The following is a 23,756-nucleotide window of genomic DNA, read 5'->3' on the forward strand; positions in this document are numbered from 1 at the left end:
TCTGCGGGCCTACGGGCCCGCACGACGTAACAGGTTCAACTATGAAAGTGTTAAATGACGCCTGGCATCAGCGCTTTGGCGGCACGGCGCGTCTCTATGGCCAGGATGCGCTGCAACGTTTTGCTGACGCACACTTCTGCGTCATTGGTATTGGCGGCGTGGGTTCCTGGGCAGCGGAAGCGCTGGTGCGCACCGGCATTGGTAAAATCACCCTGATAGATATGGATGATGTCTGCATTACCAACACCAATCGACAGCTTCATGCGCTGCAGGGCAACGTCGGCAAAGCCAAAACGGAGGTGATGGCGGAGCGGCTACGGGCGATCAATCCGGACTGCGACGTGATCTGCATTGATGACTTTATTACGCCCGAGAACACCGCCGAACTGATGGCCGCCGGTTTCGACTATGTGATCGACGCGATCGACAGCGTGCGCCCTAAAGCGGCGCTGATCGCCTGGTGTCGCCGGAATAAGATCCCGCTGATCACCACCGGTGGCGCGGGCGGACAGATTGATCCGACCCAGATCCAGGTCGCCGATCTGGCGAAAACCATTCAGGATCCGCTGGCGGCGAAGCTGCGCGAACGCCTGAAAAGCCTGGGGGTGGTGAAAAGCAGCAAGGGCAAACTTGGCATCGACTGCGTTTTTTCTACCGAAGCGCTGGTCTATCCGCAGGCCGACGGCAGCGTTTGTGCTTCACGCAGCACCGCAGAGGGTCCGAAGAGAATGGATTGCACATCCGGCTTTGGCGCGGCCACCATGGTGACCGCGACGTTCGGCTTTGTGGCCGTTTCGCATGCGCTGAAGAAGTTTCTGGCACGCGCCGCCCGTCAGGATGCGGTCAGCGCCTGACGCGCGGCATGCTCTACCGCAGCAGCCAGCGCCTGCAGGCCGCTGCTGCGTGAGGCGCTGAGCTGGGCGCGCAGCCCCAGCTCATCAAACAGGGTTAAGGGATCGGTGGCCAGTAATTGCTGCGGCGTCTGGCCCTCAACGGCGGTCAGCAGCACGGCCAGCAGGCCGCGCACGATCCGTCCTTCACTGTCACCATAGAAATGCAGTGAGCCATCCTCACACAGCTGGCTGCCCAGCCAGACCCGGTTTTCACACCCGCTCAGTTCAATTTCCGCTGTTTTCAGTTCCTCCGGCAAGGCAGGTAACTGGCGGCTCAGCTGGATTAGCTGACGATAACGATCTTCCCACTGATGAAAGCGGCCAAAGCTCTCTTTCAGACTGGCAACGGTAATCTGTTCGCCAAACGGGTGTGGCGCTAACCGCGATGAACACATAATCAAAACTCCGATAACAGCGCGATGGCGCTCTTCATGGCGCGCACCAGCGCATCAACATCCTGCAGATTATTATAGGGTGCAAAAGAGGCGCGCAGCGTGCCACTGACGCCCAGCGCCGCCAGCAAGGGCTGCGCGCAATGCTGACCGGCGCGCAGTGCGATTCCCTGCTCGGCCAGCAGCGTTACCAGGTCACTGTGATGCAGACCTGCGAATTCAAAGGCCAGCAGGCTGGCATTGCCACAGCGGAAGCTGCGAAAGCCGGGCAGTTCTGCCAGTTGCTCTTCCGCCAGCGAGGCAAGCTGCTGACTCCAGCGCTCGGCTTCGGGCAGATCGTACTGCGCCAGCCAGCTCAGTGCCGCACTCAATCCCACCACCCCAGCCACATTCGGGGTGCCAGCCTCAAAACGCCACGGTACCGGCTGCGGCGTGAAACCATTGAAGTCGACATCCGTGATCATCTTACCGCCGCCCTGCCAGGGCACCATCGCCTCCAGCAGCTCCGCTTTGCCATATAACGCGCCAATGCCCATCGGGCCGTAAATTTTATGGCCGGAAAAAGCGTAAAAGTCGATATCCAGCGCCTGTACGTCAGGCGGGCAGTGCACCACCCCCTGCGCGCCATCGACCATCACTTTCGCGTCCACGGCATGTGCCAGTGAAATCGCCTGTGCGAGATCGGGGCATCCCCCGGTGACGTTCGACATCTGACCTACAGCCAGCAGGCGGGTGCGGCTGTTAAGCAGAGCGGGTAACAGGCTGATATCGGGCAGACGATCTGGCCCTAACGGCCATTTTACGACGCGGGCACCGCACGCCTGCGCAGCCATTAGCCAGGGAACCAGGTTGGCGTGGTGCTCAGCCTCACTCACCACGATCTCATCACCGGGCTGCAGGCGCGGACGCAGCCAGCTGTTCGCCACCAGGTTTATCGCTTCGGTGGTGCCACGCGTCCAGACAATCTCTCGATCGTCCGCGGCGTTAACCCAGCGGGCAACCTGATTGCGCGCCTGCTCATAGCGCTGGGTTAAGGCCTGCGCCGCAGCAAACTGGCTGCGATGAACCGTACCCGCGCTGAGGCTGTAAAACTGCTGCGTGCTGTCAATCACGGCCTGCGGTTTCAGCGTGGTTGCGGCGCTGTCGAGGTAGACGCCGGCGTCGGCGAGCGCGGGAAACTGCTGGCGGAATGCGGTGGGATTAAATGCGGTCATGCCGGGTCCATGATAAGAAAAATTAGGACCACACTGAAAGAATGGTCTGCGTCTGGCAAAGCTGGAAAAGCGCGTTATGCTGAATATTGCAAGGTTTGAACCAAACCCGCATAACGATCGGACGTTTAATAGTCGATCTCACTTATCGGCTGCCTCTGGTTAGCGTAACGCGGGTGGTTTGATGCAATCAATCTACAAGGAGATAGCAGATGAAAAAACTTACCGCAGTCCTGGCCGTGTGTACTCTGGCTTTTACCCTGAGTGCCTGTTCAAGCAATTATGTCATGCATACCAACGATGGTCGTACCATCGTGGCTGCCGGCAAGCCTAAAGTTGATAACGATACCGGCATGATCAGCTATAAAGATGCGAATGGCAACGAGCAGCAGATCAATCGCTCTGATGTCAAAGAGATGGTCGAGTCAAAGTAAGCAGCAAAAAAAAAGCACCGCAATTTGCGGTGCTATTTAAAAATCACTATGGACAGACAGGGTAAATCTACAGGAATTAAGAGTTCGATCCGCAATCGTCGGATCAAAAATTGCAAACACAACATCACGACCTCAAGCCAAAAGCTTTCAGAAAATCTGCGAACTCACTCACAAATCTAAAAACTTTTCGTTCCGGCTCAGGAAGTGCGGCAACTATAGGTATTTGCTGGAGGTTCCTCAACGGACAAATTATAATGCCTCGGATTAAAAATTCTAATACGTAAACGCTTTGTATAAGCCTGCGTATTTTTCGCCGATCCGGATACGGAAAACCATGTCGAAACGCCTTCCTCCTCTTAACGCACTGCGGGTTTTTGATGCCGCTGCGCGCCATTTAAGCTTTACCAAAGCCGCTGAAGAGCTGTTTGTCACCCAGGCTGCCGTAAGCCATCAGATTAAATCTCTGGAAGATTTTCTGGGGTTAAAGCTGTTTCGCCGGAGGAATCGTTCGCTGTTACTGACCGAAGAAGGGCAAAGCTACTATCTCGACATCAAAGAGATTTTCTCGGCAATTAACGAAGCGACCCGCAAACTACAGGCGCGCAGTGCAAAGGGCGCGCTGACCGTCAGTTTACTGCCGAGCTTTGCTATTCAGTGGCTGGTTCCCCGCCTCTCCAGCTTTAATATGGCTTATCCGGGAATCGACGTACGTATCCAGGCCGTTGACCGCGATGAAGAGAAACTGGCCGACGATGTCGACGTGGCAATTTTCTACGGACGCGGCAACTGGCCCGGCCTGCGGGTTGAAAAACTCTATGCCGAATATCTGCTGCCGGTCTGTTCGCCATCACTGATGACCGGTGATAATCCGCTGAAAACACCAATGGACCTCTCACGCTTTACCCTGCTGCATGACGCCTCCCGCCGTGACTGGCAATCGTATATCCGCCAGCTGGGTTTACAGCATATCAACGTGCAGCAGGGGCCGATCTTCAGCCACAGCGCCATGGTGTTGCAGGCGGCAATTCATGGTCAGGGCGTGGCGCTGGCCAACAACGTCATGGCGCAGAGCGAAATAGAGGCCGGGCGATTAATCTGCCCCTTTAATGATGTATTAGTCAGTAAAAACGCTTTTTATCTGGTTTGTCATGACAGTCAGGCAGAACTGGGTAAAATAGCCGCCTTCCGACAGTGGATCCTGGAAAAAGCTGCAACCGAACAAGAAAAATTCCGCTTTCGCTATCAACAATAACATCTTGATTTATTTGCATTACGATGCAAAAACATCCTGAGGATAGGTTAATGTCCAGTCGTGCCATGTTTGTTTTTGCGGCTATCAGCGGCTTTCTGCTGGTGGCTTTTGGCGCATTTGGTGCCCACGTTTTAAGTCAGTCGCTGGGTGCGGCTGAGATGGCCTGGATTCATACCGGGCTGGAATATCAGGCTTATCACACGTTAGCGGTGATGGGACTGGGTGCCGCGATGTTACGCCGCGCCAATATCTGGTTTTACTGGAGCAGTGCGCTGATGGCGCTCGGCACCGTACTGTTCAGTGGCAGCCTCTATTGTCTGGCGCTGTCACATCTGAAGTTTTGGGTTTTTATCACACCGGTAGGCGGGATCTGTTTCCTCGCCGGTTGGGTATTGATGTTGATTGGCGCGCTGCGTCTTAAACGAAAGGCAGAACGCCATGAATAAAGTTTTACTCTATTGTCGTCCCGGTTTTGAAAAAGAGTGTGCGGCAGAAATCAGTGCCAAAGCAGCGGAACGTGAAATCTACGGCTTTCCGCGGGTTAAAGATGACTCCGGCTACGTGCTGTTTGAGTGCTATCAGTTTGAAGATGCTGAGCGTCTGGCGCGTGAGTTACCGTTTGACGAGCTGATCTTTGCCCGGCAGATGCTGGTTGTCGGTGAAATGCTGCGTGACCTGCCGCAGGAAGATCGCATCACCCCGATCGTCGGCATGCTGACCGGCGTGGTGGAGAAGGGCGGCGAGCTGCGTGTTGAAGTGCCGGACACGAACGAAGCCAAAGAGCTGACCAAATTCTGCCGTAAGTTCACCGTGCCGCTGCGTTCAGCACTGCGTGAAAGCAAGATTCTGCTGAACTATGAAAGTCCGAAACGCCCTGTGGTGCATGTGTTTTTCATTGCGCCAGGTACCTGTTACGTCGGCTACTCGATCCGGGAAAACAGCTCGCCGTTTTACATGGGTATTCCACGGCTTAAGTTCCCCTCCGATGCACCAAGCCGCTCGACCCTCAAGCTGGAAGAGGCGTTCCACGTCTTTATTCCTGCGGATGAGTGGGATGAGCGTTTAGCCAGCGGCATGTACGCCGTGGATCTCGGCGCCTGCCCGGGCGGCTGGACCTATCAGCTGGTCCAGCGCAGCATGATGGTTTATGCGGTGGACAACGGACCGATGGCCCCGAGTCTGATGGATACCGGCCAGGTCATGCACGAGAAAGCCGATGGGTTTAAATTCCGTCCACCCCGCACCAATATCAGCTGGCTGGTGTGTGACATGGTCGAAAAGCCGGTGCGTGTGGCTAACCTGATGACCGACTGGCTGGTTAACGGCTGGTGCCGTGAAGCCATCTTCAACCTGAAGCTGCCGATGAAAAAGCGTTATGAAGAGGTGACGCAGAATCTGGCCATGATGCAGGAGCGCTTTGATGAGAATGGCATCAACGTGCAGATTCGTGCCCGCCAGCTTTATCATGACCGCGAAGAGGTAACGGTACATGTGCGTCGTATGTGGGCAGCGACCGGTGGCCGTCGCGACGAACGTTAATCGCCGGGCTGAGTGCAACTGCACTCAGCCGGTATAACGCAGCGTATTCAGATTGCCCTGCAATACCAGATCCCGCTTTAGCGTGGCTACCTGACGGCTGATCTCAGCCATCTGCTGACCTTCTGCGAGCTTTTCCTGCCATTTGGCGGGCACCTTATCCAGTTGCTGATAGATTCCTTCAAGCGTATGAAACTCTGCCAGCAGCTGTTTCGCGCTTTTCGGGCCGATGCCGGTGATGCCTGGAATTTTACTGCTGCTGATGCCGCATAATCCCCAGTAGTCGGGAAGTAACTGGGGTGCAACGCCAAATTCAGCCTCGATAAAAGGCAGATCGAGCCAGCGTTTCTGGAAGTAGTCGCGGATGCGGATTTCGGGGGCCAGCAGCTGACAGTAACCTTTGTCGGTGGACACGATGGTGGCCTGGTGTCCGGCCTGTGCCATTTTCACCGCCAGCGTCGCCGCTAAATCATCTGCCTCATCCTCGCCCGCTATCCAGCAGCTTACACCTGCCGAACGAAAGGCCTCCTGCAACGCCGGCATCTCTGCCTGTAAATCGTCTGGCATCGGCGGGCGACCGCTTTTGTAATCGGGCAGCAGCTGATGTCGCCAGCCCTGATGACGTGCCTCGCCATCAAATACTGCGACAGCGTGAGTCGGACGGGCGTGACCCAGTACCTGGCGCAGCGCAGCCACGCAGCCGTCGACACAGGGTGAGCCCTGTACCGCATGCAGACGGCGAATCAGATTCAGCGCGTCAACAATAACAAGATGAAGAGCCATGAGCGTATCGGCAGCCCGGAGGCTGCCTCCTGGGTTATTTGATAATTTCGTAGCAGGGGATGTAGGCGGTGCCTGGCAGTTTCATGCGTTGCTGGGCAACGAATCCCTGTAGCAGCTCATCCATGCGGTGCATGATGTCGGGATCGCCATGCAGTCTGTAGCGTCCCTTCTCGCGGATTTCGCGGATGCCCATCTCTTTGACATTACCGGCGACGATACCTGAGAAGGCGCGTCGCAGGTCGGCAGCCAGCTTCTCGGGAGGCTGATTGGTATAGAGATTGAGATTGGCCATATTTTCATGGCTTGGCATGAACGGCACCTGCAGATCGGGCTCAATGCGAATCGACCAGTTAAAGCTGTACGCATCGCCGGTTTCACGACGATTCTCTTTCACCTGCGGCATCGCTTTCTTCATCAGACGCGCCACTTCTGCCGCGTCATCAATGATGATCTGGTAATGCTTACGTGCCTGTTCACCCAGTGTGTTAACGATGAAATCATCCAGCACGCGGAAGTAATCGGCGCTCTCTTTCGGCCCGGTCAGAATCAGCGGCAACACCTGATTGTTGTTCTGCGGATTCATCAGGATGCCCAGCAGATAGAGCAGCTCTTCAGCCGTACCGACGCCGCCAGGGAAAATGATGATGCCGTGGGCGATGCGCACAAACGCTTCCAGACGTTTTTCAATGTCCGGCATGATGATCAGCTCATTCACCAGTGGATTCGGCGGTTCAGCTGCAATGATTGAGGGTTCGGTGAGGCCAATAAAGCGGCTGTCGCGATAGCGCTGCTGAGCATGGCCAACTGCTGCGCCTTTCATCGGCGCTTCCATCACGCCCGGCCCGCAGCCGGTACAGATATTCAGCTCACGCAGTCCAAGCTGCGTACCGACATTGCGGCAATACTGATACTCAACGGCGTTGATTGAGTGACCACCCCAGCAGACTACGGTGTTGGGATACTCGCCGATATGCAGAGCCCGCGCATTACGCAGAATGGAAAACACCGTGTTGGTAATGGTGGCGGAATCATTCTCTTCGGCTGCACTTAACCGGCCCGGTATGTTGAGCTGGCCGCTGACAAACAGGATATCACGCAGCACCGCAAACAGGTTAGCCTGCAGTGAGCGGATGATGCGGCCATCCACGAACGCCTCTTCCGGCGGATTGATCAGTTCCAGTTTGACGCCGCGCTCCTGGCGCAGCACGTTGATGTCGAAATTCTCAAAGCGGGAGAGCAGTTCGTGGCTGCTGTCAGTCTGGCTGCCGGAGTTAAGCACGGCCAGAGAGCAATTGCGAAACAGCTGGTAGAGGTCGCTGCTGGCTGTGCGCTTGAGCATGTCGACTTCCAGCTGCGAGAGCAGATCCATTGAGCCAAGTGGGCTGATATGGGTAATCAAATGAACTCCTTTGCACCCGCCTGGGTGCTGATTGGCACTGCAATGGCAGTGACGAAAATCCCTGGTCGGCAACCCGCAGATTGCCGCCTTCACCAGAGTAGCCTTGTCGGCCCGCACAGCTCAAGCGGAACTGCGCTTACGGCGCCCAGCCTGAGAGAAGTCTCGCAAACTACTGACGGACCAGCCGCGAAAAACCGGGCGAGAAGGGCACATTGGTGCGCCACGGGTTAATATCCAGCCCGCCGCGACGGGTGTAGCGCGCATAAACGGTCAGCGCTTCCGGATGGCAGAATCGCATCACATCATTAAAGATGCGTTCAACACACTGCTCGTGAAATTCGTTGTGCTGACGGAATGAGACCAGATAGCGCAGCAGTGCTTCACGCGCGATACGCGGGCCTTTATAGCGGATCATCACCGAGCCCCAGTCGGGCTGGTTGGTAATCAGGCAGTTCGACTTGAGCAGATGGCTGACCAGCGTCTCTTCAACGATTTCGCTGCCTGCGGCATCCGCCAGATAGTCAGCATTGAAGCGGTAATCCTCTATGGCGATATCCTGCTCATCAATGCAGCAACCCTCAAAATGACCAATCGGCTGACCTTCTATTTCATTGAGACGGAACAACGCGACCCGCGCTTCCCCTTCAGCACAGGCACTCAGATCCCGCTCCAGCGTCTGACGAACCTCACCCCAGTCGGCAAAGCGGGTCTGATTGAAACTGTTCAGGTAGAGCTTGAAGCTTTTCGACTCGATAAGATTACGGCTTTGCGCATCCAGCACCACTTCGCCAACGGCAACCTGTGGCAGACCTTTGCTGTTGAGCCACGAGAGTTCATACAGGGTCCAGATATCGCTGCCGGTAAAGGGCAGACTGTCGGGAAACAGGCCAAGCGGTTCACGGTTCAGGCTGCGCGGCACCGCCTGCAGTAAGCTGTTGTCATACCGATCGTGATAGGCTGTGGGTTTGCCCAGCGTCAGGTTACTGAGCGCCTGATCCTGTTCGTGAGTAGTCATTGCGGTTACCACCAAAATTAATCAAAGTGGCTAAGTGTAACCTATCAGAAGTGAGAATATGAATGATGCAGCAAACTGCCGCCGCGTTGCGCGACTTTACCACCCGATACTGCCAGCACTGGCTTCAGCAGGCGGGACATGGGCCGGCCAGCAGCGATCTCTATGGCGTTCCTTCGCCCTGTGCACTGGAAGATCGCGAGCAGCGGGTCGTCTGGCAGCCGCAGCCGTTTAGTCTGCCAACGACGCTGGATGCGATTGAGCGGGCGGTCGACATCCAGCTTCAGCCGCCGATCACGGCGTTCTATACCACGCAGTTTGCCGGCGATATGCAGGCCCGTTTTGGCGAGAATCAGCTGACCCTTTTGCAGGTGTGGAGTGAAGAGGATTTCCTGCGATTACAGGAGAATCTGATTGGGCATCTGGTGATGCAGCGCCGCCTCAGACAGTCGCCTACGCTATTCATTGCCACCACCGATTCAGAGGAGGAGATCATCTCCCTGTCTAATCTCAGCGGCGAAGTAATTCTGGAGCAGCCTGGTCGTAAACAGCGCGTGGTACTGGCAGAAAGTCTTGAGATATTTCTTAAGTCATTACAACCGGTTATCATCTGAATTGCAGTGATTTGCCGCCTGGCTTGTGAGACATCTCTTACATATACTGTGAGAGATCGCCATATAACAGTTGAGACATCCGGAAGGCCGTGATGTAAAAATATTGTGAATCATCAACTTAATGGCGTTAATCTGAATTTGTGCAGCACATTTCGTAAAGTTTCGCTGTAAGTACCTTGTGCGCGTAACGAGTTCTGTCAAAATGTTTCCCACTGCAGGATGCTCAGGAAACAGATATCGTCAGGATGATGATAAGCCATGAGGCAGGAACGTAACGGAGCTTACGGCACACGGAAGGTTTCAGGATGAAACAGGATCGCTCAGGAGTGAGCAAGGGACACCTCCAGGATGGAGAATGAGAACCCCCTCAGAAGAGGTGGTGGGCCAGGATGCTAAGGATACATCAGGACGATGCGCGACAGGAGTTCGCACTGGACAAGTTGTCATGGAAGAGCAGGGAGCAAAAACGTAGCAGGATGGCTGCAAACGAACCGGGAGCACTGTTTATACAGTGCTCCCTTTTTTTGTGCCTGTGCCAACAAGTGATATGCTTGCCGCCCATTTTTGACTGCTTGCCGGAGGTGGCGCATGACGCCTGAACAATTGATTACGCAACGGCTGGAGCAACTGGAAGCGGTGATGCGTGAGTACCATTTCTGGCAGAGTACCCCTCCGGCCGAAGACGCGCTCGAGAGCCGTGAACCCTTTTGCCTGGATACACTGGAGCCGCTGCAGTGGCTCCAGTGGGTGCTGGTCCCGCGGATGCATGCCCTGATTGCGGCTCAGCATCCGTTACCGCAAAATTTTGCGGTTGCTCCCTACTACGAGGTGGCGCTGGTGCCTGACCAGCCCGGTATTGCGCCGCTGCTGCTGACCCTGCGTCAGCTTGACGCGTTAATCAAGGATGCAGCCCACTGATGCTGGAGATACTCTATCAGGATGAGTGGCTGGTTGCCGTCAACAAGCCCAGCGGCTGGCTGGTTCACCGCAGCTGGCTGGATCGCCATGAAACCGTGTTTGTGATGCAGACCGTTCGCGACCAGATTGGACAGCATGTGTTTACCGCGCATCGCCTGGACAAACCCACCTCAGGCGTACTGCTGATGGGGCTTTCAAGCGAAGCCGGTCGTCTGCTTTCCCTGCAGTTCGAACAGCATCAGATGCAGAAAACCTATCATGCCGTGGTACGCGGCTGGCTGGAGAGCAGCGGAACGCTCGACTATCCGCTGGTGGAAGAGCTGGATAAAATTGCTGACAGGCACGCCACTGAAGCGCGCACCGCACAGCCCGCCGTCACCGATTATCAGTCACTGGCGACGGTCGAGATGCCGGTCGGCATTGGCCGCTATCCTACTTCGCGTTACAGCCTGGTCGAAATGGCCCCTAAAACCGGCCGCAAACATCAACTGCGTCGTCATATGTCGCACCTGCGTCATCCGATTATTGGCGATTCGGCGCACGGCGATCTGCGCCAGAACCGGGGTGCCGCTGAACACTTTGGCGCTAACCGGCTGATGCTGCACGCCAGCAGCCTGGCACTCACCCATCCGGTGACCGGTGAACCTTTACTGATCCGTGCCGGGCTGGATGGCGTCTGGCAGAACGTGATGAACCAGTTTGGCTGGCAGGATCGCATTCCTGAGGTGCCGCGGGTTGAGTTTAACGCAGCGCCAGGACAGGATAACGTTTCAGAATAAGGGAGAAAGCAGATGGCAAAGATTGGCATTTTTGTAGGGACGGTATACGGCAATGCGCTGCTGGTAGCGGAAGAAGCAGAGCCCCTTCTGCAGCAGCAGGGTCATAGCGTCACCGTGTTTGACGATCCGACGCTGGCAGACTGGCAGAACTATGCCAGCGACGTGGCGTTAATTGTCACCTCAACCACCGGACAGGGCGATTTTCCGGATACGATTTCATGCCTGTTCCATGCGGTTAAAGATAAGCTCGGTCATCAGCCTGCGTTGCGCTATGGCGTGATTGCGCTGGGTGACAGCAGTTATGACCATTTTTGTGGCGCGGGTAAAACTTTCGATGCGCTGCTGCAGGAGCAGGGCGCACAGCGGGTCGGTGAGGTGTTACTGGTTGATGCCACCGAAAATCCTGAGCCGGAAGCGGTGACCTCTCCGTGGGTTGAAGCCTGGGGCGCGCAGCTCTGATGGCAACGCCAGGCTTATCGCAGCATAAGGATAAGCCTGGCATGCGATATCAGGTCACCGGTGCCGGGTTAAACACCGCCAGCTGATTACGGATGCCCCAGCGATCGGACCAGGTCTGCTTCCTGCCACTGGCAATATCCAGAATCAACTCAAACAATCGCCAGCCCACCTGCTCAATACTCTCTTCACCGGTCGCAATCGTGCCGGCATTAATATCCATCAGATCGTGCCAGCGCTCGGCCAGCGCATTGCGCGTTGCCATCTTGATGACCGGAATCGCAGCCAGACCGTAGGGCGTTCCGCGGCCGGTAGTAAACACCTGCAGCGTGATACCGGATGCCAGCTGCTGCGTACCGCAGACAAAATCGCTGGCGGGCGTCGCCGCGTAGATCAGGCCACGTCGCGTAGGTCGCTGACCGGGCGAGAGCACTTCGACAATGGCGCTGCGCCCCGATTTGGCGATCGATCCCAGCGCTTTTTCCACCACGTTCGCCAGACCGCCTTTTTTATTGCCCGGCGACGGATTCGCGCTGCGATCGGTCTGGCCCTGGTCGAGGTAGTTGTCATACCAGGCCATCTCCTCCAGTAAGCGCTTACCGACTTCCTGATTAATCACCCGCGGCGTCAGCAGGTGAATCGCATCACGCACTTCAGTGACTTCCGAAAACATCACCGTCGCACCGCAGCGCACCAGCAAATCAGACGCGAAACCCACTGCCGGATTCGCCGTTACGCCTGAGAATGCATCGCTGCCACCGCACTGCATGCCGACAATCAGTTCTGCAGCAGAACAGGTTTCGCGCTGGCGCTGATTCAGCCGCTGGAGATGGCGCTCCGCTACCTGCAGAATCTCATTTACCATCGCCCCAAAACCGACCAGCTTCTCATCCTGCAGGCGCACAATGTCATGATCGTCCAGCGAAATCGCCTGCACGTCGGGCGTGCCGGTCAGCAGACGCTCCGGCTGTAACTTCTCACAGCCCAGGCTGACGATCATCACTTCGCCACCGAAATTGGCATTCAGCGCCAGGTTATGAATGGTGCGAATCGGCACCACCGCCGCAGGTGCATTAATCGCCACGCCACAGCCATAAAGGTGATTGAGCGCGACTACGCCATCCACATTCGGGTAGCGCGGCAGTAAATCCCGTTCAATGATCTGTACGACATGATCCACCACACCGGCCACGCAGTGGACGCTGGTGGTGATGCCGAGCAGGTTACGCGTGCCGACGCTGCCATCCGCATTGCGATAACCTTCAAAGGTATAGCCTTCCAGCGGCGGCAATTCAGGCGGAACCTGCGTGGCTAACGGCAGACTCGCCAGCGGAGGCGCTTCCGGCAACGCGACCAGCGACTCATCAATCCAGCTGCCCTGGGCAATATCCCGTAATGCATAGCCGATGACTTCGCCGTAACGCACGATCTCTGCACCCTGGTTAATCGCGCGCAGCGCGACTTTGTGACCCTGTGGCACATGCTCCGTGAGTGTCAGGCCATCCGCAAACTGCGTGCCAGCCGGCAGGCCCAGGCTGTTAACCACTATCGCCACATTGTCGTGCTCATGGACTTTGATATAGAGCGGTTGTTCATCTGTTTTGGGGTACATCGCTCACCTTCCCGTCTGTCGTGCCGTACTTGTGCGGCACGCTGTAATGTTCTGACCTGTCACACGTTTGTTTGCCAGCTTCAGTATAGGGAGGCGGAGCAGGGCGCGCATTGTGCAAATGACCACCATTGAGACAATTCGCCTTATCGATTTGGGGCGATTATCCAGAAGCAAGTGAAGAGCCTCACAAACAGCGGGGGAAAGCGTTACCTGCGGCGGTTTTCACTCGGTTATTTGCCGCTTTCGTGAGCCATCCCGCAGGGTTTTGTGCATCCGCCAGACAATCACTTCTGCACTGAGGTTATTCCAGGGCGATGTGCCAATGTGCTCGCTTCAGGCTGTTCTTATACTGGGTTCCGTTAGCCAAAGTCAGGTTATCTGTCACGACGTATTACTCATCCGCAGAGGTCGCAGAAGCGCATTGGCTGCCACCTCGCAGATGGATAAATAAAGGTTTGCCACAACAAAAAGATCGCCGTGTTTAACCCAACTTCTCTCTGATACCCAACGCGATGTGTATGCAGTCAGAGCGAATGTAGCTCACGCTATATTTCAGGAGTGCATCATGAATAGTTTCAGCCAGACCGCGGAAACGGTGCAGAAGCGCACCAATGCCCGCTACTGGATTGTGGTGATGTTATTTATCGTCACCTCATTCAACTACGGTGACCGCGCAACCATCTCGATTGCCGGTTCCGCGATGTCCAAAGATATCGGCCTCGATTCGGTCGGACTGGGCTATATCTTCTCTGCCTTCTCATGGGCGTATGTTATTGGCCAGATTCCGGGCGGCTGGCTGCTCGATCGCTTCGGCTCTAAACGCGTCTACTTCTGGAGCATCTTTACCTGGTCGCTGTTTACGCTGCTGCAGGGCTTCGTGGATATCTTCAGCGGCTTCGGCATCATCATGTCGCTGTTTATTCTGCGTTTCCTGGTGGGTCTGGCTGAAGCGCCTTCCTTCCCCGGCAACAGCCGGATTGTAGCCGCCTGGTTCCCGGCGCAGGAGCGCGGCACGGCAGTGGCGATCTTCAACTCCGCGCAATACTTCGCCACCGTGATCTTTGCACCCATCATGGGCTGGCTGGTCTCTGAAGTGGGCTGGGCGCATGTGTTCTGGTTCATGGGTGGCCTGGGCATCATCCTCAGCTTTATCTGGCTGAAAGTGATCCACGATCCCACCGATCACCCCGGCGTGAACAAAGCTGAACTGGAGTACATGGAGCAGGGCGGCGCGCTGATCAACATGGATGTCAAAAAGGATACCCGCAAGGTGAGCTGGAGCGAGAAGTGGTTCCAGATTAAGCAGCTGCTGACGTCACGCATGATGCTGGGTATCTACCTCGGTCAGTACTGTGTTAACGCCTTAACCTATTTTTTCATCACCTGGTTCCCGGTCTATCTGGTGCAGGCGCGCGGCATGTCGATTCTGAAAGCGGGCTTTATTGCTTCGATTCCGGCAGTGTGCGGCTTCCTGGGCGGCGTGCTGGGCGGAGTCATCTCCGACTGGCTGATGCGTAAAACCGGCTCGCTGAATATCGCGCGTAAAACGCCGATCGTGCTCGGCATGCTGCTCTCTATTTCGATGGTGATGTGTAACTACACCGAGACCGAATGGGTGGTGGTGTTCTTTATGGCACTGGCGTTCTTTGGTAAAGGCATTGGTGCGCTGGGCTGGGCGGTGATGGCGGATACCGCACCGAAAGAGATCAGCGGACTCAGCGGCGGCCTGTTTAACATGTTCGGTAACTTCTCCGGCATCGTGACCCCCATTGCTATCGGCTACATCATCGCCACCAGTGGTTCCTTTGAAGGTGCACTGGTCTATGTCGGCATTCATGCCTTTGTTGCGGCATTCAGCTTCCTGGTGATTGCCGGTGATATCAAACGTGTCGAACTGAAATCCTGGCACGGTAAGGATGCATCATGAATACGCAAAGTTCCCCGGTAATCACGGAGATGCGGGTTATCCCGGTCGCCGGTTACGACAGCATGCTGCTTAATATTGGCGGTGCCCACAACGCCTGTTTTACCCGCAACATTGTGGTCCTCACCGACAGCGCCGGCCACACCGGCGTGGGTGAAGCGCCCGGCGGTGACACCATCTATCAGACGCTGGTGGAGGCGATTCCGCGGGTTTTAGGCCAGCAGATTGCCCGCATGAACAGTCTGGTGCAGCAGGTACACAAAGGGAATCAGTCGGCTGACTTCACCACTTTTGGCAACGGTGCCTGGACTTTTGAGCTGCGCGTCAATGCGGTGGCCGCGCTCGAAGCGGCGCTGCTCGATCTGCTGGGACAGTGTCTGGGCGTCCCGGTGGCTGAGCTGCTGGGGCCGGGCAAACAGCGTGATGAAGTGACGGTGCTGGGCTATCTGTTCTATCTCGGCGATCGGCGCAAAACCGATCTGCCCTATCTCACGGGTGAGCAGGCCAGTCACGACTGGTATCACCTGCGCCATCAGGAAGCGCTAAGCAGCGATGCCGTGGTGCGGCTGGCTGAGGCGGCACAGGATAGGTACGGCTTTAAAGATTTCAAACTCAAAGGTGGCGTGCTGCCGGGTGAGCAGGAGATCGCCACGGCGGCAGCGCTCAAGCAGCGCTTTCCCGATGCGCGCATTACAGTTGACCCCAATGGGGCCTGGCTGCTGGATGAGGCGATAGCGCTGTGTAAAGGGATGCAGGATGTGCTGAGCTACGCCGAAGATCCCTGCGGCGCAGAGCAGGGATATTCGGGGCGTGAAGTCATGGCCGAGTTCCGGCGCGCCACCGGCCTGCCGGTCGCCACCAACATGATCGCCACCAACTGGCGCGAGATGAACCACGCGGTGATGCTGAATGCGGTCGATATTCCGCTGGCGGATCCGCACTTCTGGACGCTGAGCGGTGCCGTGCGGGTCGCCCAGCTGTGCGATGAGTGGGGCCTCACCTGGGGTTGCCACTCCAATAATCACTTCGATATTTCCCTGGCGATGTTCACCCATGTGGGTGCGGCGGCGCCGGGTAATCCCACCGCGATTGATACCCACTGGATCTGGCAGGAGGGCGATCAGCGCCTGACGAAAAATCCGCTGCAAATCCGCAATGGAAAAATCGCCGTACCGGATGCACCGGGTCTGGGCATTGAGCTCGACTGGGACCAGGTAAACAAAGCCAATCAGCTTTATCAGTCACTGCCCGCCGGTGCACGTAACGACACGACGGCGATGCAGTATCTGATCCCCGGCTGGACTTTTGATCGCAAGCGCCCGGCATTCGGCCGGAAAACAGCATAAGGAGCAGGAGATGAGTTCAACACCGAAAGTGACCGCCATGCAGGTTATTCCGGTCGCAGGCTATGACAGCATGCTGCTGAACCTCAGTGGCGCTCACTCGCCATTCTTTACCCGCAACATTGTGATTATCAAAGATAACGCCGGACATACCGGCGTCGGTGAAATTCCGGGCGGCGAGAAAATCCGTCAGACGCTGGAAGATGCCGCCTCGCTGGTGATCGGCAAAACGCTGGGTGAGTACAAAAATACCCTCAGTCTGGTGCGCAGTACTTTTGCTGACCGCGATGCGAGTGGCCGCGGCAACCAGACCTTTGATCTGCGCACCACGATTCATGTGGTAACCGGCATCGAAGCGGCGCTGCTTGATCTGCTGGGTCATCACCTGGGCGTCAACGTCGCCTCGCTGCTGGGTGACGGGCAGCAGCGTGACCGTGTTGAGATGCTCGGTTACCTGTTCTACATCGGCGACCGCACTAAAACCTCGCTCTCTTATCAGAACCAGCAGAATGATCCGTGCGACTGGTATCGCCTGCGCCACGAAGAGGCGTTAACGCCGGATGCGGTAGTGCGTCTGGCGGAAGCGGCCTATGAGAAATATGGTTTTAACGACTTCAAACTTAAAGGTGGCGTGCTGCGCGGCGGTGAAGAGGCCGAAGCGGTTACGGCGCTGGCAAAACGTTTTCCTGAAGCTCGCATTACCCTCGACCCCAACGGGGCCTGGTCACTCAACGAGGCGATCATGCTCGGCAAACAGCTCAAAGATGTGCTGGCCTACGCAGAAGATCCCTGTGGCGCAGAGCAGGGCTACTCAGGGCGTGAAGTGATGGCGGAGTTCCGCCGTGCGACCGGCATGCCCACCGCCACCAATATGATCGCCACCGACTGGCGGCAGATGGGGCATACCCTATCGCTGCAGTCGGTGGACATTCCGCTGGCCGATCCGCACTTCTGGACCATGCAGGGTTCGGTGCGCGTGGCGCAAATGTGTCACGACTTCGGCCTGACTTGGGGTTCGCACTCCAATAACCACTTCGACGTTTCGCTGGCCATGTTTACCCACGTGGCCGCCGCCGCACCGGGCGCGATTACCGCCATTGATACCCACTGGATCTGGCAGGAGGGCAATCAGCGCCTGACCAAAGAGCCGTTCCAGATCAAGGGCGGTATGGTGCAGGTGCCGCAGAAGCCGGGTCTTGGCGTAGAGCTGGATATGGATCAGGTGATGCAGGCCAATGCGCTCTATCAGAAGCAGGGGCTGGGTGCGCGTGACGATGCTGAAGCGATGCAATTTTTAGTGCCGGGATGGACTTTCGACAATAAACGCCCGTGCCTGGTACGTTAACCTTTCTGGCTCCCGCCGCGGAGCCATCGTCACAGGAGTTCAACCATGAGTAATGCAGCCTGGCCCAATGGATTTCGTCGTCGCCTGTTAGCGGGCGACACCCTGATTGGCAGCTGGTGTGCGCTGGCTAGCCCGATCTCAACTGAAATCCTGGGGCTGGCCGGTTTCGACTGGCTGGTACTGGATGGCGAACACGCGCCCAACGACATCACGACCTTTGTGCCGCAGCTGATGGCGCTGAAAGGCAGCCACAGCGCCCCCGTGGTGCGTCCGCCCTGCAACGAGCCGGTGATCATTAAGCGTCTGCTGGATATCGGCTTTAACAACTTCCTGGTGCCGTTTGTCGAAACCGAAGAGGAAGCTCTGCGTGCCGTCGCCTCAACCCGCTATCCGCCCGCCGGGATTCGCGGTGTCTCGGTGTCGCACCGCAGCAACATGTACGGCACGTTGCCGGATTACAACAGCACCATTAATGACAACATCACGGTGCTGGTGCAGATCGAAACCCAGCAGGCGGTCGACAACATTGACGCCATCGCGGCGGTGGATGGCGTCGACGGTATTTTCGTCGGGCCGGGCGATCTTTCCGCTGCGCTGGGCTATCTCGGCCAGCCTGCGCATCCTGAAGTGCTGAAAGTGATTAAACACATTTTTGAACGTGCCAAAGCGGCCGGTAAGCCGAGCGGCATTCTGGCGCCGGTGGAAGCGGACGCGCGTCGCTATCTGGAGTGGGGAGCCACCTTTGTGGCCGTCGGCAGCGATGTCGGAATGTTCCGCAACGCCTCGCAGGCGTTATGCGACAAATTTAAGCGCTAATCGATCAAGGAGAAACGCAATGAAAATTGGATTTATTGGCCTGGGCATTATGGGCAAACCCATGAGTAAAAATCTGGTGAAAGCCGGTTATTCGCTGGTGGTACGCGATCACAACGCCGAAAACGAAGCGGAGCTGACGGAACTGGGCGCGACCGTGGCGAAATCGCCTAAAGAAGTGGCGGAACAGTGCGACGTGGTGATTACCATGGTGCCTAACTCGCCGCAGGTGATCGAGGTCTGCCTGGGTAAAAATGGCATCGTCGAAGGGGCGAAGCCGGGCCTGGTGGTGATCGACATGAGTTCGATTGCGCCGCTGGCGAGCCGTGAAGTCCATGATGCGCTGGCAGAAAAAGGCATCAAAATGCTGGATGCGCCGGTCAGCGGCGGTGAACCTAAAGCGATTGAAGGCACGCTCTCTGTGATGGTCGGTGGCGATAAAGCGGTGTTCGATGCCTGCTACGACATCATGAAATCAATGGCGGGATCGGTCGTGCATACCGGCGACATCGGTGCAGGTAACGTCACCAAGCTGGCAAACCAGGTGATTGTGGCGCTGAACATTGCGGCCATGTCTGAGGCGCTGTCGCTGGCGACGAAAGCGGGTGTGAATCCGGATCTGGTTTATCAGGCGATTCGCGGTGGCCTGGCGGGCAGCACGGTGCTGGATGCCAAAGCGCCGATGGTGATGGACCGCAACTTCAAACCGGGCTTTCGTATCGACCTGCATATCAAAGATCTGGCGAACGCGCTGGATACCTCGCACAGCATCGGCGCGCATCTGCCGCTGACGGCGGCGGTGATGGAGATGATGCAGGCGCTGCGCAACGAGGGTCAGGGTACTGCCGACCACAGTGCGCTGGCCTGCTATTATGAGAAGTTAGCGAAGGTTGAAATCGCCCGCTAAAACCCGGTGCCGGTTTCCTGAAACCGGACTGGTTAAGAGCCGTTTCAATTACTCAACTGCGCTCGGATTGCCTATGAAAATCGTAATCGCACCGGATTCATATAAAGAGAGTTTATCCGCCCTGGATGTGGCATCGGCGATTGAAGCGGGTTTCCGTGACATTTTCCCCGATGCGCATTACGTGAAAATACCGGTCGCCGACGGTGGCGAAGGCACGGTAGAAGCGATGGTGGCGGCGACGAAGGGAAAGATCGTCAGGTTGAAGGTGACAGGTCCGTTAGGCACGCAGGTTGATGCCTTTTACGGTCTGTCGGGAGATGAACGTACCGCCTATATCGAAATGGCGGCGGCCAGCGGACTGGAGCGGGTGCCCGCTTCACAGCGTGACCCGCTGATAACGACGTCGTTTGGCACCGGCGAGTTGATCAGGAATGCACTGGATAAAGGCGTTGCTCACATCATTATTGGTATCGGCGGCAGCGCCACCAACGATGGCGGTGCCGGGATGATGCAGGCGCTGGGCGCCCGATTGCTCGACGCCCAGGGCAGCGAGATTGGTCACGGTGGCGGCGCGCTCTCTGACCTCGCCAGCATTGATATTGACGCCCTGGATGCCCGTATCCATCAGTGCCGCATCGAAGTGGCCTGTGACGTGACCAATCCGCTGACCGGCAAAGAGGGTGCATCGGCCATTTTCGGTCCGCAGAAAGGGGCGACCCCGGCGCTGGTGCAGCAGCTCGATCAGGCGCTGGCCCATTACGCCGCGATTATTCACCGCGATCTTGATATCGATGTGCTGCATATTCCCGGCGGCGGCGCAGCGGGCGGCATGGGCGCGGCGCTGCACGCCTTCTGTCAGGCGGAGCTGCGGCGCGGCATTGAGATTGTTACTGAGGCGCTGGGGCTGGCTGAAGAGGTCAAAGATGCGGACCTGGTGATTACCGGTGAAGGGCGTATCGACAGCCAGAGTATAAATGGCAAGGTGCCGATTGGAGTCGCCAGCGTGGCAAAGCGCTTTAACAAGCCGGTGATTGGCATCGCCGGAAGCCTGACGGCGGATGTCGGCGTCGTACATCACCACGGGATTGATGCGGTATTCAGCGTGCTCTACAGCATCTGTACGCTGGATGAGGCACTCGCGAATGCCGGAAAGAATGTCGAGATGACGGCGCGTAACGTAGCCGCGACGCTGAAACTGGCCGGATTCCACTGACCGTCAGGACTATCCGGCCATGCAATGCGGGCCGTGATCTGTAGAGGGTGATGCAGGTGGTCAGGCATAGTTTTACGGCGTCAGTCCGTGACTTCGGCGGCAGGTGTGCGTCAGCGGAAGCTAAAGCACCTGCCGGTTAGCGTTTGCGCATATAGCTGGCGTGGCAGCAGGCCGGTCAGACTTCCCCGAACCCTAACAGTCGCCGGGCTTCTCTGGCGACGTTCTCCATCTCATCCTGCAGCTCCAGCAGTTCCGGCTCCAGCGCGGCGATATCGCTGGCCTCCAGCAGCCCCCGTTCCAGCTGATGACAAAGTTGCTTCATGCGCGGCACGCCGCTATAGCTGGCACTGCCGTGCAGCTTGTGAATAATTTCACGCAGGGCGTTGACCTCATTGGTCGTCATAAACTGCGCCATCTTCGCATGCACTTCCGGTAAAAACTCCAGCAGCATTCGTAGCAGATCGCGCGCCAGCTCGGGTTTGTTCGCCGCCTGACGCAGCGCCAGCTGCCAGTCCAGCGTCGGTAATATTGGCTGCAGTTCCGGCAGGGAGACCACCGGCGGCGGCGTATAGCGCGCCAGCAGCTGTCTCAGCTTGCTCTCATCAATCGGCTTGGCAAGATAGTCATTCATACCCGCCTTGATCAGCTGTTCACGCTCGCCATCAATCGCATGTGCGGTCACCGCCACAATCGGTGTATTTGCGTGATGCGGCAGACCCCGGATAATTTCGCTGGCGCGAATGCCATCAATCTCAGGCATCTGAATATCCATCAGAATCACATCCAGCGACTGCTGACGCGCTTCGCGGATGGCGTGTTCGGCGCTGCTGCACAGCAGGATATTCTGCACCTGCTCCTCCAGCAGCGCGCCAATCAGCTTGAGGTTGGCGGGATTATCATCCACCGCCATCACCGTCAGCGGCAGTCGCGGTGACAGCGGCAGTTCGCTGACCTGGCGGGTATGGATATCCAGTAACATCGGCAGAAGCCGCGTCAGAGAGATCGGTTTAGCGATGCAGCCGTCAATGCCGCGTACCTTTAGTTCATCAGCCAGCAACATCATCGGGCTGGGAAGGGCCATCAGCACGTTGTCTGCCCGATCCAGCAGCCCATTGATCAGGCGCTCATTAAGCAGTTCAGGCTGGCTGATACCGACCGGCATCGCCATCAGCAGTAGCGGATAGTGAGACGCTTTCAATCCCTCCAGCGTTTCACTGTAGTCAATCTGCAATGGGGTGGCGCTCAGCATCTCCAGCGCGGCGCTGGCAACGTTAGCATCCGCTTCCACATAAGCAATACGCGCCTGGGACAGCGTTTCCAGCACGCGGGGCATGCCGGGCGCATTGGGATTGAGATCCAGCTGCACGCGAATCATAAAGGTCGAACCCTGATCCGGCTGGCTGCTGAAGGTAATTTCCCCCCCCATCTCCCGCACCAGCTTCTGGGTGATGACCAGACCCAGCCCGGTGCCGCCATGACGCCGCGAAATGCTGGCGTCAGCCTGACGAAACGCCTGGAACAGCTGTGTCTGTTGCTGCTCAGAGATACCGATACCGCTATCCTCAACCTGAATCTCCAGCTCGACGCGCGACTGGGTAATCACCCGCTGTCCGACGCGCAGGCCGATGTATCCTTTCTCAGTAAACTTGATGGCGTTACCAATCAGGTTGATCAGAATCTGTTGCAGTCGCAGCGCATCGCCAATCACGTTGTCCGGCACGCTGCTGTCACACACCACCGTCAGCTCCAGCCCCTTTTCATGCGCCGACGGCGCCAGCAGCACCAGGGTTTCATCCAGCGTGGCGCGCAGCGGGAAGGGGATCGCCTCCAGCATCAGCTTGCCCGCTTCCAGCTTCGAAAAATCGAGCACGTCGTTGATAATACTGAGCAGATTATTGGCTGAGCGTTCAATGGTTTGCATATAGTCGCGCTGCGTGGTGCGCAGCTGGGTTTTCAGCATCTGCCGGGTAAAACCCAGTACGCCATTGAGCGGCGTTCGCAGCTCATGCGACATATTGGCCAGAAACTCAGATTTAATACGCGCGGCTTCCTGCGCGCGTTTCTTCGCCAGATCCAGTTCAACGTTCTGAATTTCCAGCTGTTCCAGCGTCTCTCTTAAATCGTAGGTTGCCTGGTCGATATTGTGCTGCATCTCTTCGTGATAGGCGGTCAGCGACATCGCCATCGCGTTAATGCCGTTTTTCAGAATGTTGAGTTCACCCAGCATGTAGCCCTCAACGCGGCTGTCGAGCTGGCCGCGACGGATGCGGTCAACGGTGGTGACCATATTGCGGATCGGGCCGGTAACATCGCGCATCAGACGATAAGCAAACAGCATGGCAAGACAGAGGCAGAAGAGCAGCATCAGCGTGGCAACAAACACCTCTTTGTACTGCTGCAGGCGCACCGACTGCAGATCCAGTTCAATCGCCACATAGCCCAGCGGATTGCCCGCGGGCTTGGCATCTTCATCCGGTAATTCGTCTACATCGTAACGCTCGGAGGTAATCGGCGTGCGCAGAATTAATAGGCTGCCGTGGCGCTCCATTGAGACATCGTCAGGCAGGGCGCGGATATCATCCTGTTGCAGCAGGCTGAGGTTTTGCTTGTGGTTAGAGGTGACATAGAGCTGATTATGATTATCAAACACCGAGATGGCCCGGACGATGCCGGAATGGCGGCGGTGCAGCAGGCTGACCAGCTCACGCATGGCATCCCGATTGTGCCAGGTCATGCTGTATTCGCTGGAGATTGCCAGTGGTTCGATGATGTTAGCCCCGGCATCGATCACCTGGCGCTGCAGTTCGTTGTAGCGATGCACCACAAAAAATGAGCTGAGCAGCAGGCCAACCATCAGCGTGGGTGCCAGGATTAAAATCATCATTCGCGCCCGCAGGCTGTATTTGGTCATAATAGTCGC

General features: G+C 56.9%; 22 protein-coding genes. 15 read left to right on the forward strand and 7 right to left on the reverse strand.

Annotated features, from left to right (window positions below):
* Nucleotides 1-41 precede the first annotated feature (41 nt).
* Entirely contained in the window at nt 42-854 is an 813-nt protein-coding gene (tcdA, locus tag IV493_RS03025; RefSeq protein ID WP_013358904.1) for a tRNA cyclic N6-threonylcarbamoyladenosine(37) synthase TcdA, read from the forward strand.
* On the opposite strand, the gene csdE is transcribed toward tcdA, so the two are convergent.
* On the reverse strand, nt 833-1,288 hold the full coding sequence (csdE, locus tag IV493_RS03030) for a cysteine desulfurase sulfur acceptor subunit CsdE (protein WP_095706740.1): 456 nt from the start codon (nt 1,286-1,288) through the stop codon (nt 833-835). The two genes, tcdA and csdE, sit on opposite strands and share 22 nt — an antisense overlap.
* A 2-nt stretch (nt 1,289-1,290) precedes the next feature.
* Nucleotides 1,291-2,499 (reverse strand): cysteine desulfurase CsdA, encoded by a 1,209-nt coding sequence (gene csdA, locus IV493_RS03035; protein ID WP_195857713.1) that lies wholly within the window; start codon nt 2,497-2,499, stop codon nt 1,291-1,293.
* Between the two features lie 209 nt (nt 2,500-2,708).
* Here csdA and IV493_RS03040 point away from each other — a divergent pair, with 209 nt between their 5' ends.
* The 4 genes from IV493_RS03040 to rlmM all read left to right on the forward strand — a co-directional run bounded on the left by IV493_RS03040 (nt 2,709) and on the right by rlmM (nt 5,721).
* Entirely contained in the window at nt 2,709-2,930 is a 222-nt protein-coding gene (locus IV493_RS03040) for a YgdI/YgdR family lipoprotein (protein WP_003854643.1), read from the forward strand.
* A gap of 334 nt (nt 2,931-3,264) precedes the next feature.
* On the forward strand, nt 3,265-4,182 hold the full coding sequence (locus tag IV493_RS03045; RefSeq protein WP_003854641.1) for a transcriptional regulator GcvA: 918 nt from the start codon (nt 3,265-3,267) through the stop codon (nt 4,180-4,182).
* Nucleotides 4,183-4,232: 50 nt separating this feature from the next.
* Nucleotides 4,233-4,628, forward strand: a complete 396-nt coding sequence (locus IV493_RS03050; protein WP_013358901.1) for a DUF423 domain-containing protein — start codon at nt 4,233-4,235, stop codon at nt 4,626-4,628.
* The gene (gene rlmM, locus IV493_RS03055; protein WP_033783981.1) at nt 4,621-5,721 is read left to right on the forward strand and encodes a 23S rRNA (cytidine(2498)-2'-O)-methyltransferase RlmM; all 1,101 of its coding nucleotides are present in this window, start codon (nt 4,621-4,623) and stop codon (nt 5,719-5,721) included. Before IV493_RS03050 ends, rlmM begins: the two co-directional genes overlap by 8 nt.
* 24 nt (nt 5,722-5,745) lie before the next feature.
* On the opposite strand, the gene xni is transcribed toward rlmM, so the two are convergent.
* The 3 genes from xni to queF all read right to left on the reverse strand — a co-directional run bounded on the left by xni (nt 5,746) and on the right by queF (nt 8,915).
* Complete coding sequence (gene xni / locus IV493_RS03060) at nt 5,746-6,501, reverse strand: flap endonuclease Xni (RefSeq protein WP_161732836.1); 756 nt, start codon at nt 6,499-6,501, stop codon at nt 5,746-5,748.
* A gap of 34 nt (nt 6,502-6,535) precedes the next feature.
* Complete coding sequence (gene ppnN / locus IV493_RS03065) at nt 6,536-7,900, reverse strand: nucleotide 5'-monophosphate nucleosidase PpnN (protein ID WP_195857714.1); 1,365 nt, start codon at nt 7,898-7,900, stop codon at nt 6,536-6,538.
* A 169-nt stretch (nt 7,901-8,069) separates the two neighbouring features.
* The gene (gene queF, locus IV493_RS03070; RefSeq protein ID WP_013358897.1) at nt 8,070-8,915 is read right to left on the reverse strand and encodes an NADPH-dependent 7-cyano-7-deazaguanine reductase QueF; all 846 of its coding nucleotides are present in this window, start codon (nt 8,913-8,915) and stop codon (nt 8,070-8,072) included.
* A gap of 62 nt (nt 8,916-8,977) precedes the next feature.
* Between queF and syd the strand changes: the two genes are divergently transcribed.
* The 4 genes from syd to IV493_RS03090 all read left to right on the forward strand — a co-directional run bounded on the left by syd (nt 8,978) and on the right by IV493_RS03090 (nt 11,682).
* The gene (gene syd, locus IV493_RS03075) at nt 8,978-9,526 is read left to right on the forward strand and encodes a SecY-interacting protein (RefSeq protein ID WP_013358896.1); all 549 of its coding nucleotides are present in this window, start codon (nt 8,978-8,980) and stop codon (nt 9,524-9,526) included.
* A gap of 588 nt (nt 9,527-10,114) precedes the next feature.
* Complete coding sequence (locus IV493_RS03080; protein ID WP_195857715.1) at nt 10,115-10,444, forward strand: YqcC family protein; 330 nt, start codon at nt 10,115-10,117, stop codon at nt 10,442-10,444.
* On the forward strand, nt 10,444-11,223 hold the full coding sequence (truC, locus tag IV493_RS03085) for a tRNA pseudouridine(65) synthase TruC (RefSeq protein WP_033783976.1): 780 nt from the start codon (nt 10,444-10,446) through the stop codon (nt 11,221-11,223). The genes IV493_RS03080 and truC overlap by 1 nt, the downstream gene beginning before the upstream one ends.
* 12 nt (nt 11,224-11,235) lie before the next feature.
* Nucleotides 11,236-11,682, forward strand: a complete 447-nt coding sequence (locus IV493_RS03090) for a flavodoxin (protein WP_195857716.1) — start codon at nt 11,236-11,238, stop codon at nt 11,680-11,682.
* 49 nt (nt 11,683-11,731) lie between these two features.
* Here IV493_RS03090 and garD read toward each other — a convergent pair whose 3' ends face one another.
* Nucleotides 11,732-13,291, reverse strand: coding sequence for a galactarate dehydratase (gene garD, locus IV493_RS03095; protein WP_013358892.1), 1,560 nt, complete (start codon nt 13,289-13,291; stop codon nt 11,732-11,734).
* A gap of 565 nt (nt 13,292-13,856) precedes the next feature.
* On the opposite strand from garD, the gene IV493_RS03100 reads away from it, so the two are divergent.
* The 6 genes from IV493_RS03100 to IV493_RS03125 all read left to right on the forward strand — a co-directional run bounded on the left by IV493_RS03100 (nt 13,857) and on the right by IV493_RS03125 (nt 20,836).
* A complete protein-coding gene (locus IV493_RS03100) occupies nt 13,857-15,218 on the forward strand; it encodes an MFS transporter (protein ID WP_033733627.1) in 1,362 nt (453 codons plus the stop codon).
* Nucleotides 15,215-16,561 (forward strand): enolase C-terminal domain-like protein, encoded by a 1,347-nt coding sequence (locus IV493_RS03105; protein ID WP_195857717.1) that lies wholly within the window; start codon nt 15,215-15,217, stop codon nt 16,559-16,561. Before IV493_RS03100 ends, IV493_RS03105 begins: the two co-directional genes overlap by 4 nt.
* Nucleotides 16,562-16,571: 10 nt before the next feature.
* The gene (gene gudD / locus IV493_RS03110; protein WP_195857718.1) at nt 16,572-17,903 is read left to right on the forward strand and encodes a glucarate dehydratase; all 1,332 of its coding nucleotides are present in this window, start codon (nt 16,572-16,574) and stop codon (nt 17,901-17,903) included.
* A gap of 45 nt (nt 17,904-17,948) precedes the next feature.
* Nucleotides 17,949-18,719: a 2-dehydro-3-deoxyglucarate aldolase gene (gene garL / locus IV493_RS03115; protein WP_013358888.1), complete on the forward strand. Its 771-nt coding sequence runs from the start codon at nt 17,949-17,951 to the stop codon at nt 18,717-18,719.
* 19 nt (nt 18,720-18,738) lie between these two features.
* A complete protein-coding gene (gene garR / locus IV493_RS03120; RefSeq protein ID WP_013358887.1) occupies nt 18,739-19,623 on the forward strand; it encodes a 2-hydroxy-3-oxopropionate reductase in 885 nt (294 codons plus the stop codon).
* A 73-nt stretch (nt 19,624-19,696) separates the two neighbouring features.
* Entirely contained in the window at nt 19,697-20,836 is a 1,140-nt protein-coding gene (locus IV493_RS03125) for a glycerate kinase (RefSeq protein ID WP_013358886.1), read from the forward strand.
* 175 nt (nt 20,837-21,011) lie between these two features.
* Here IV493_RS03125 and barA read toward each other — a convergent pair whose 3' ends face one another.
* On the reverse strand, nt 21,012-23,747 hold the full coding sequence (gene barA / locus IV493_RS03130; protein ID WP_013358885.1) for a two-component sensor histidine kinase BarA: 2,736 nt from the start codon (nt 23,745-23,747) through the stop codon (nt 21,012-21,014).
* Nucleotides 23,748-23,756 lie beyond the last annotated feature (9 nt).

The sequence above is a fragment of the Pantoea sp. SM3640 genome, from assembly GCF_015654165.1.
Taxonomy (GTDB): domain Bacteria; phylum Pseudomonadota; class Gammaproteobacteria; order Enterobacterales; family Enterobacteriaceae; genus Pantoea; species Pantoea vagans.

Bases quoted from the DNA above. Each gene is read 5' to 3' on its own strand.
- tcdA (WP_013358904.1), top strand. From the start codon at position 42: ATGAAAGTGTTAAATGACGCCTGGCATCAGCGCTTTGGCGGCACGGCG.
- csdE (WP_095706740.1), bottom strand. From the start codon at position 1,288: ATGTGTTCATCGCGGTTAGCGCCACACCCGTTTGGCGAACAGATTACC.
- csdA (WP_195857713.1), bottom strand. From the start codon at position 2,499: ATGACCGCATTTAATCCCACCGCATTCCGCCAGCAGTTTCCCGCGCTC.
- IV493_RS03040 (WP_003854643.1), top strand. From the start codon at position 2,709: ATGAAAAAACTTACCGCAGTCCTGGCCGTGTGTACTCTGGCTTTTACC.
- IV493_RS03045 (WP_003854641.1), top strand. From the start codon at position 3,265: ATGTCGAAACGCCTTCCTCCTCTTAACGCACTGCGGGTTTTTGATGCC.
- IV493_RS03050 (WP_013358901.1), top strand. From the start codon at position 4,233: ATGTCCAGTCGTGCCATGTTTGTTTTTGCGGCTATCAGCGGCTTTCTG.
- rlmM (WP_033783981.1), top strand. From the start codon at position 4,621: ATGAATAAAGTTTTACTCTATTGTCGTCCCGGTTTTGAAAAAGAGTGT.
- xni (WP_161732836.1), bottom strand. From the start codon at position 6,501: ATGGCTCTTCATCTTGTTATTGTTGACGCGCTGAATCTGATTCGCCGT.
- queF (WP_013358897.1), bottom strand. From the start codon at position 8,915: ATGACTACTCACGAACAGGATCAGGCGCTCAGTAACCTGACGCTGGGC.
- syd (WP_013358896.1), top strand. From the start codon at position 8,978: ATGATGCAGCAAACTGCCGCCGCGTTGCGCGACTTTACCACCCGATAC.
- IV493_RS03080 (WP_195857715.1), top strand. From the start codon at position 10,115: ATGACGCCTGAACAATTGATTACGCAACGGCTGGAGCAACTGGAAGCG.
- truC (WP_033783976.1), top strand. From the start codon at position 10,444: ATGCTGGAGATACTCTATCAGGATGAGTGGCTGGTTGCCGTCAACAAG.
- IV493_RS03090 (WP_195857716.1), top strand. From the start codon at position 11,236: ATGGCAAAGATTGGCATTTTTGTAGGGACGGTATACGGCAATGCGCTG.
- garD (WP_013358892.1), bottom strand. From the start codon at position 13,291: ATGTACCCCAAAACAGATGAACAACCGCTCTATATCAAAGTCCATGAG.
- IV493_RS03100 (WP_033733627.1), top strand. From the start codon at position 13,857: ATGAATAGTTTCAGCCAGACCGCGGAAACGGTGCAGAAGCGCACCAAT.
- IV493_RS03105 (WP_195857717.1), top strand. From the start codon at position 15,215: ATGAATACGCAAAGTTCCCCGGTAATCACGGAGATGCGGGTTATCCCG.
- gudD (WP_195857718.1), top strand. From the start codon at position 16,572: ATGAGTTCAACACCGAAAGTGACCGCCATGCAGGTTATTCCGGTCGCA.
- garL (WP_013358888.1), top strand. From the start codon at position 17,949: ATGAGTAATGCAGCCTGGCCCAATGGATTTCGTCGTCGCCTGTTAGCG.
- garR (WP_013358887.1), top strand. From the start codon at position 18,739: ATGAAAATTGGATTTATTGGCCTGGGCATTATGGGCAAACCCATGAGT.
- IV493_RS03125 (WP_013358886.1), top strand. From the start codon at position 19,697: ATGAAAATCGTAATCGCACCGGATTCATATAAAGAGAGTTTATCCGCC.
- barA (WP_013358885.1), bottom strand. From the start codon at position 23,747: ATGACCAAATACAGCCTGCGGGCGCGAATGATGATTTTAATCCTGGCA.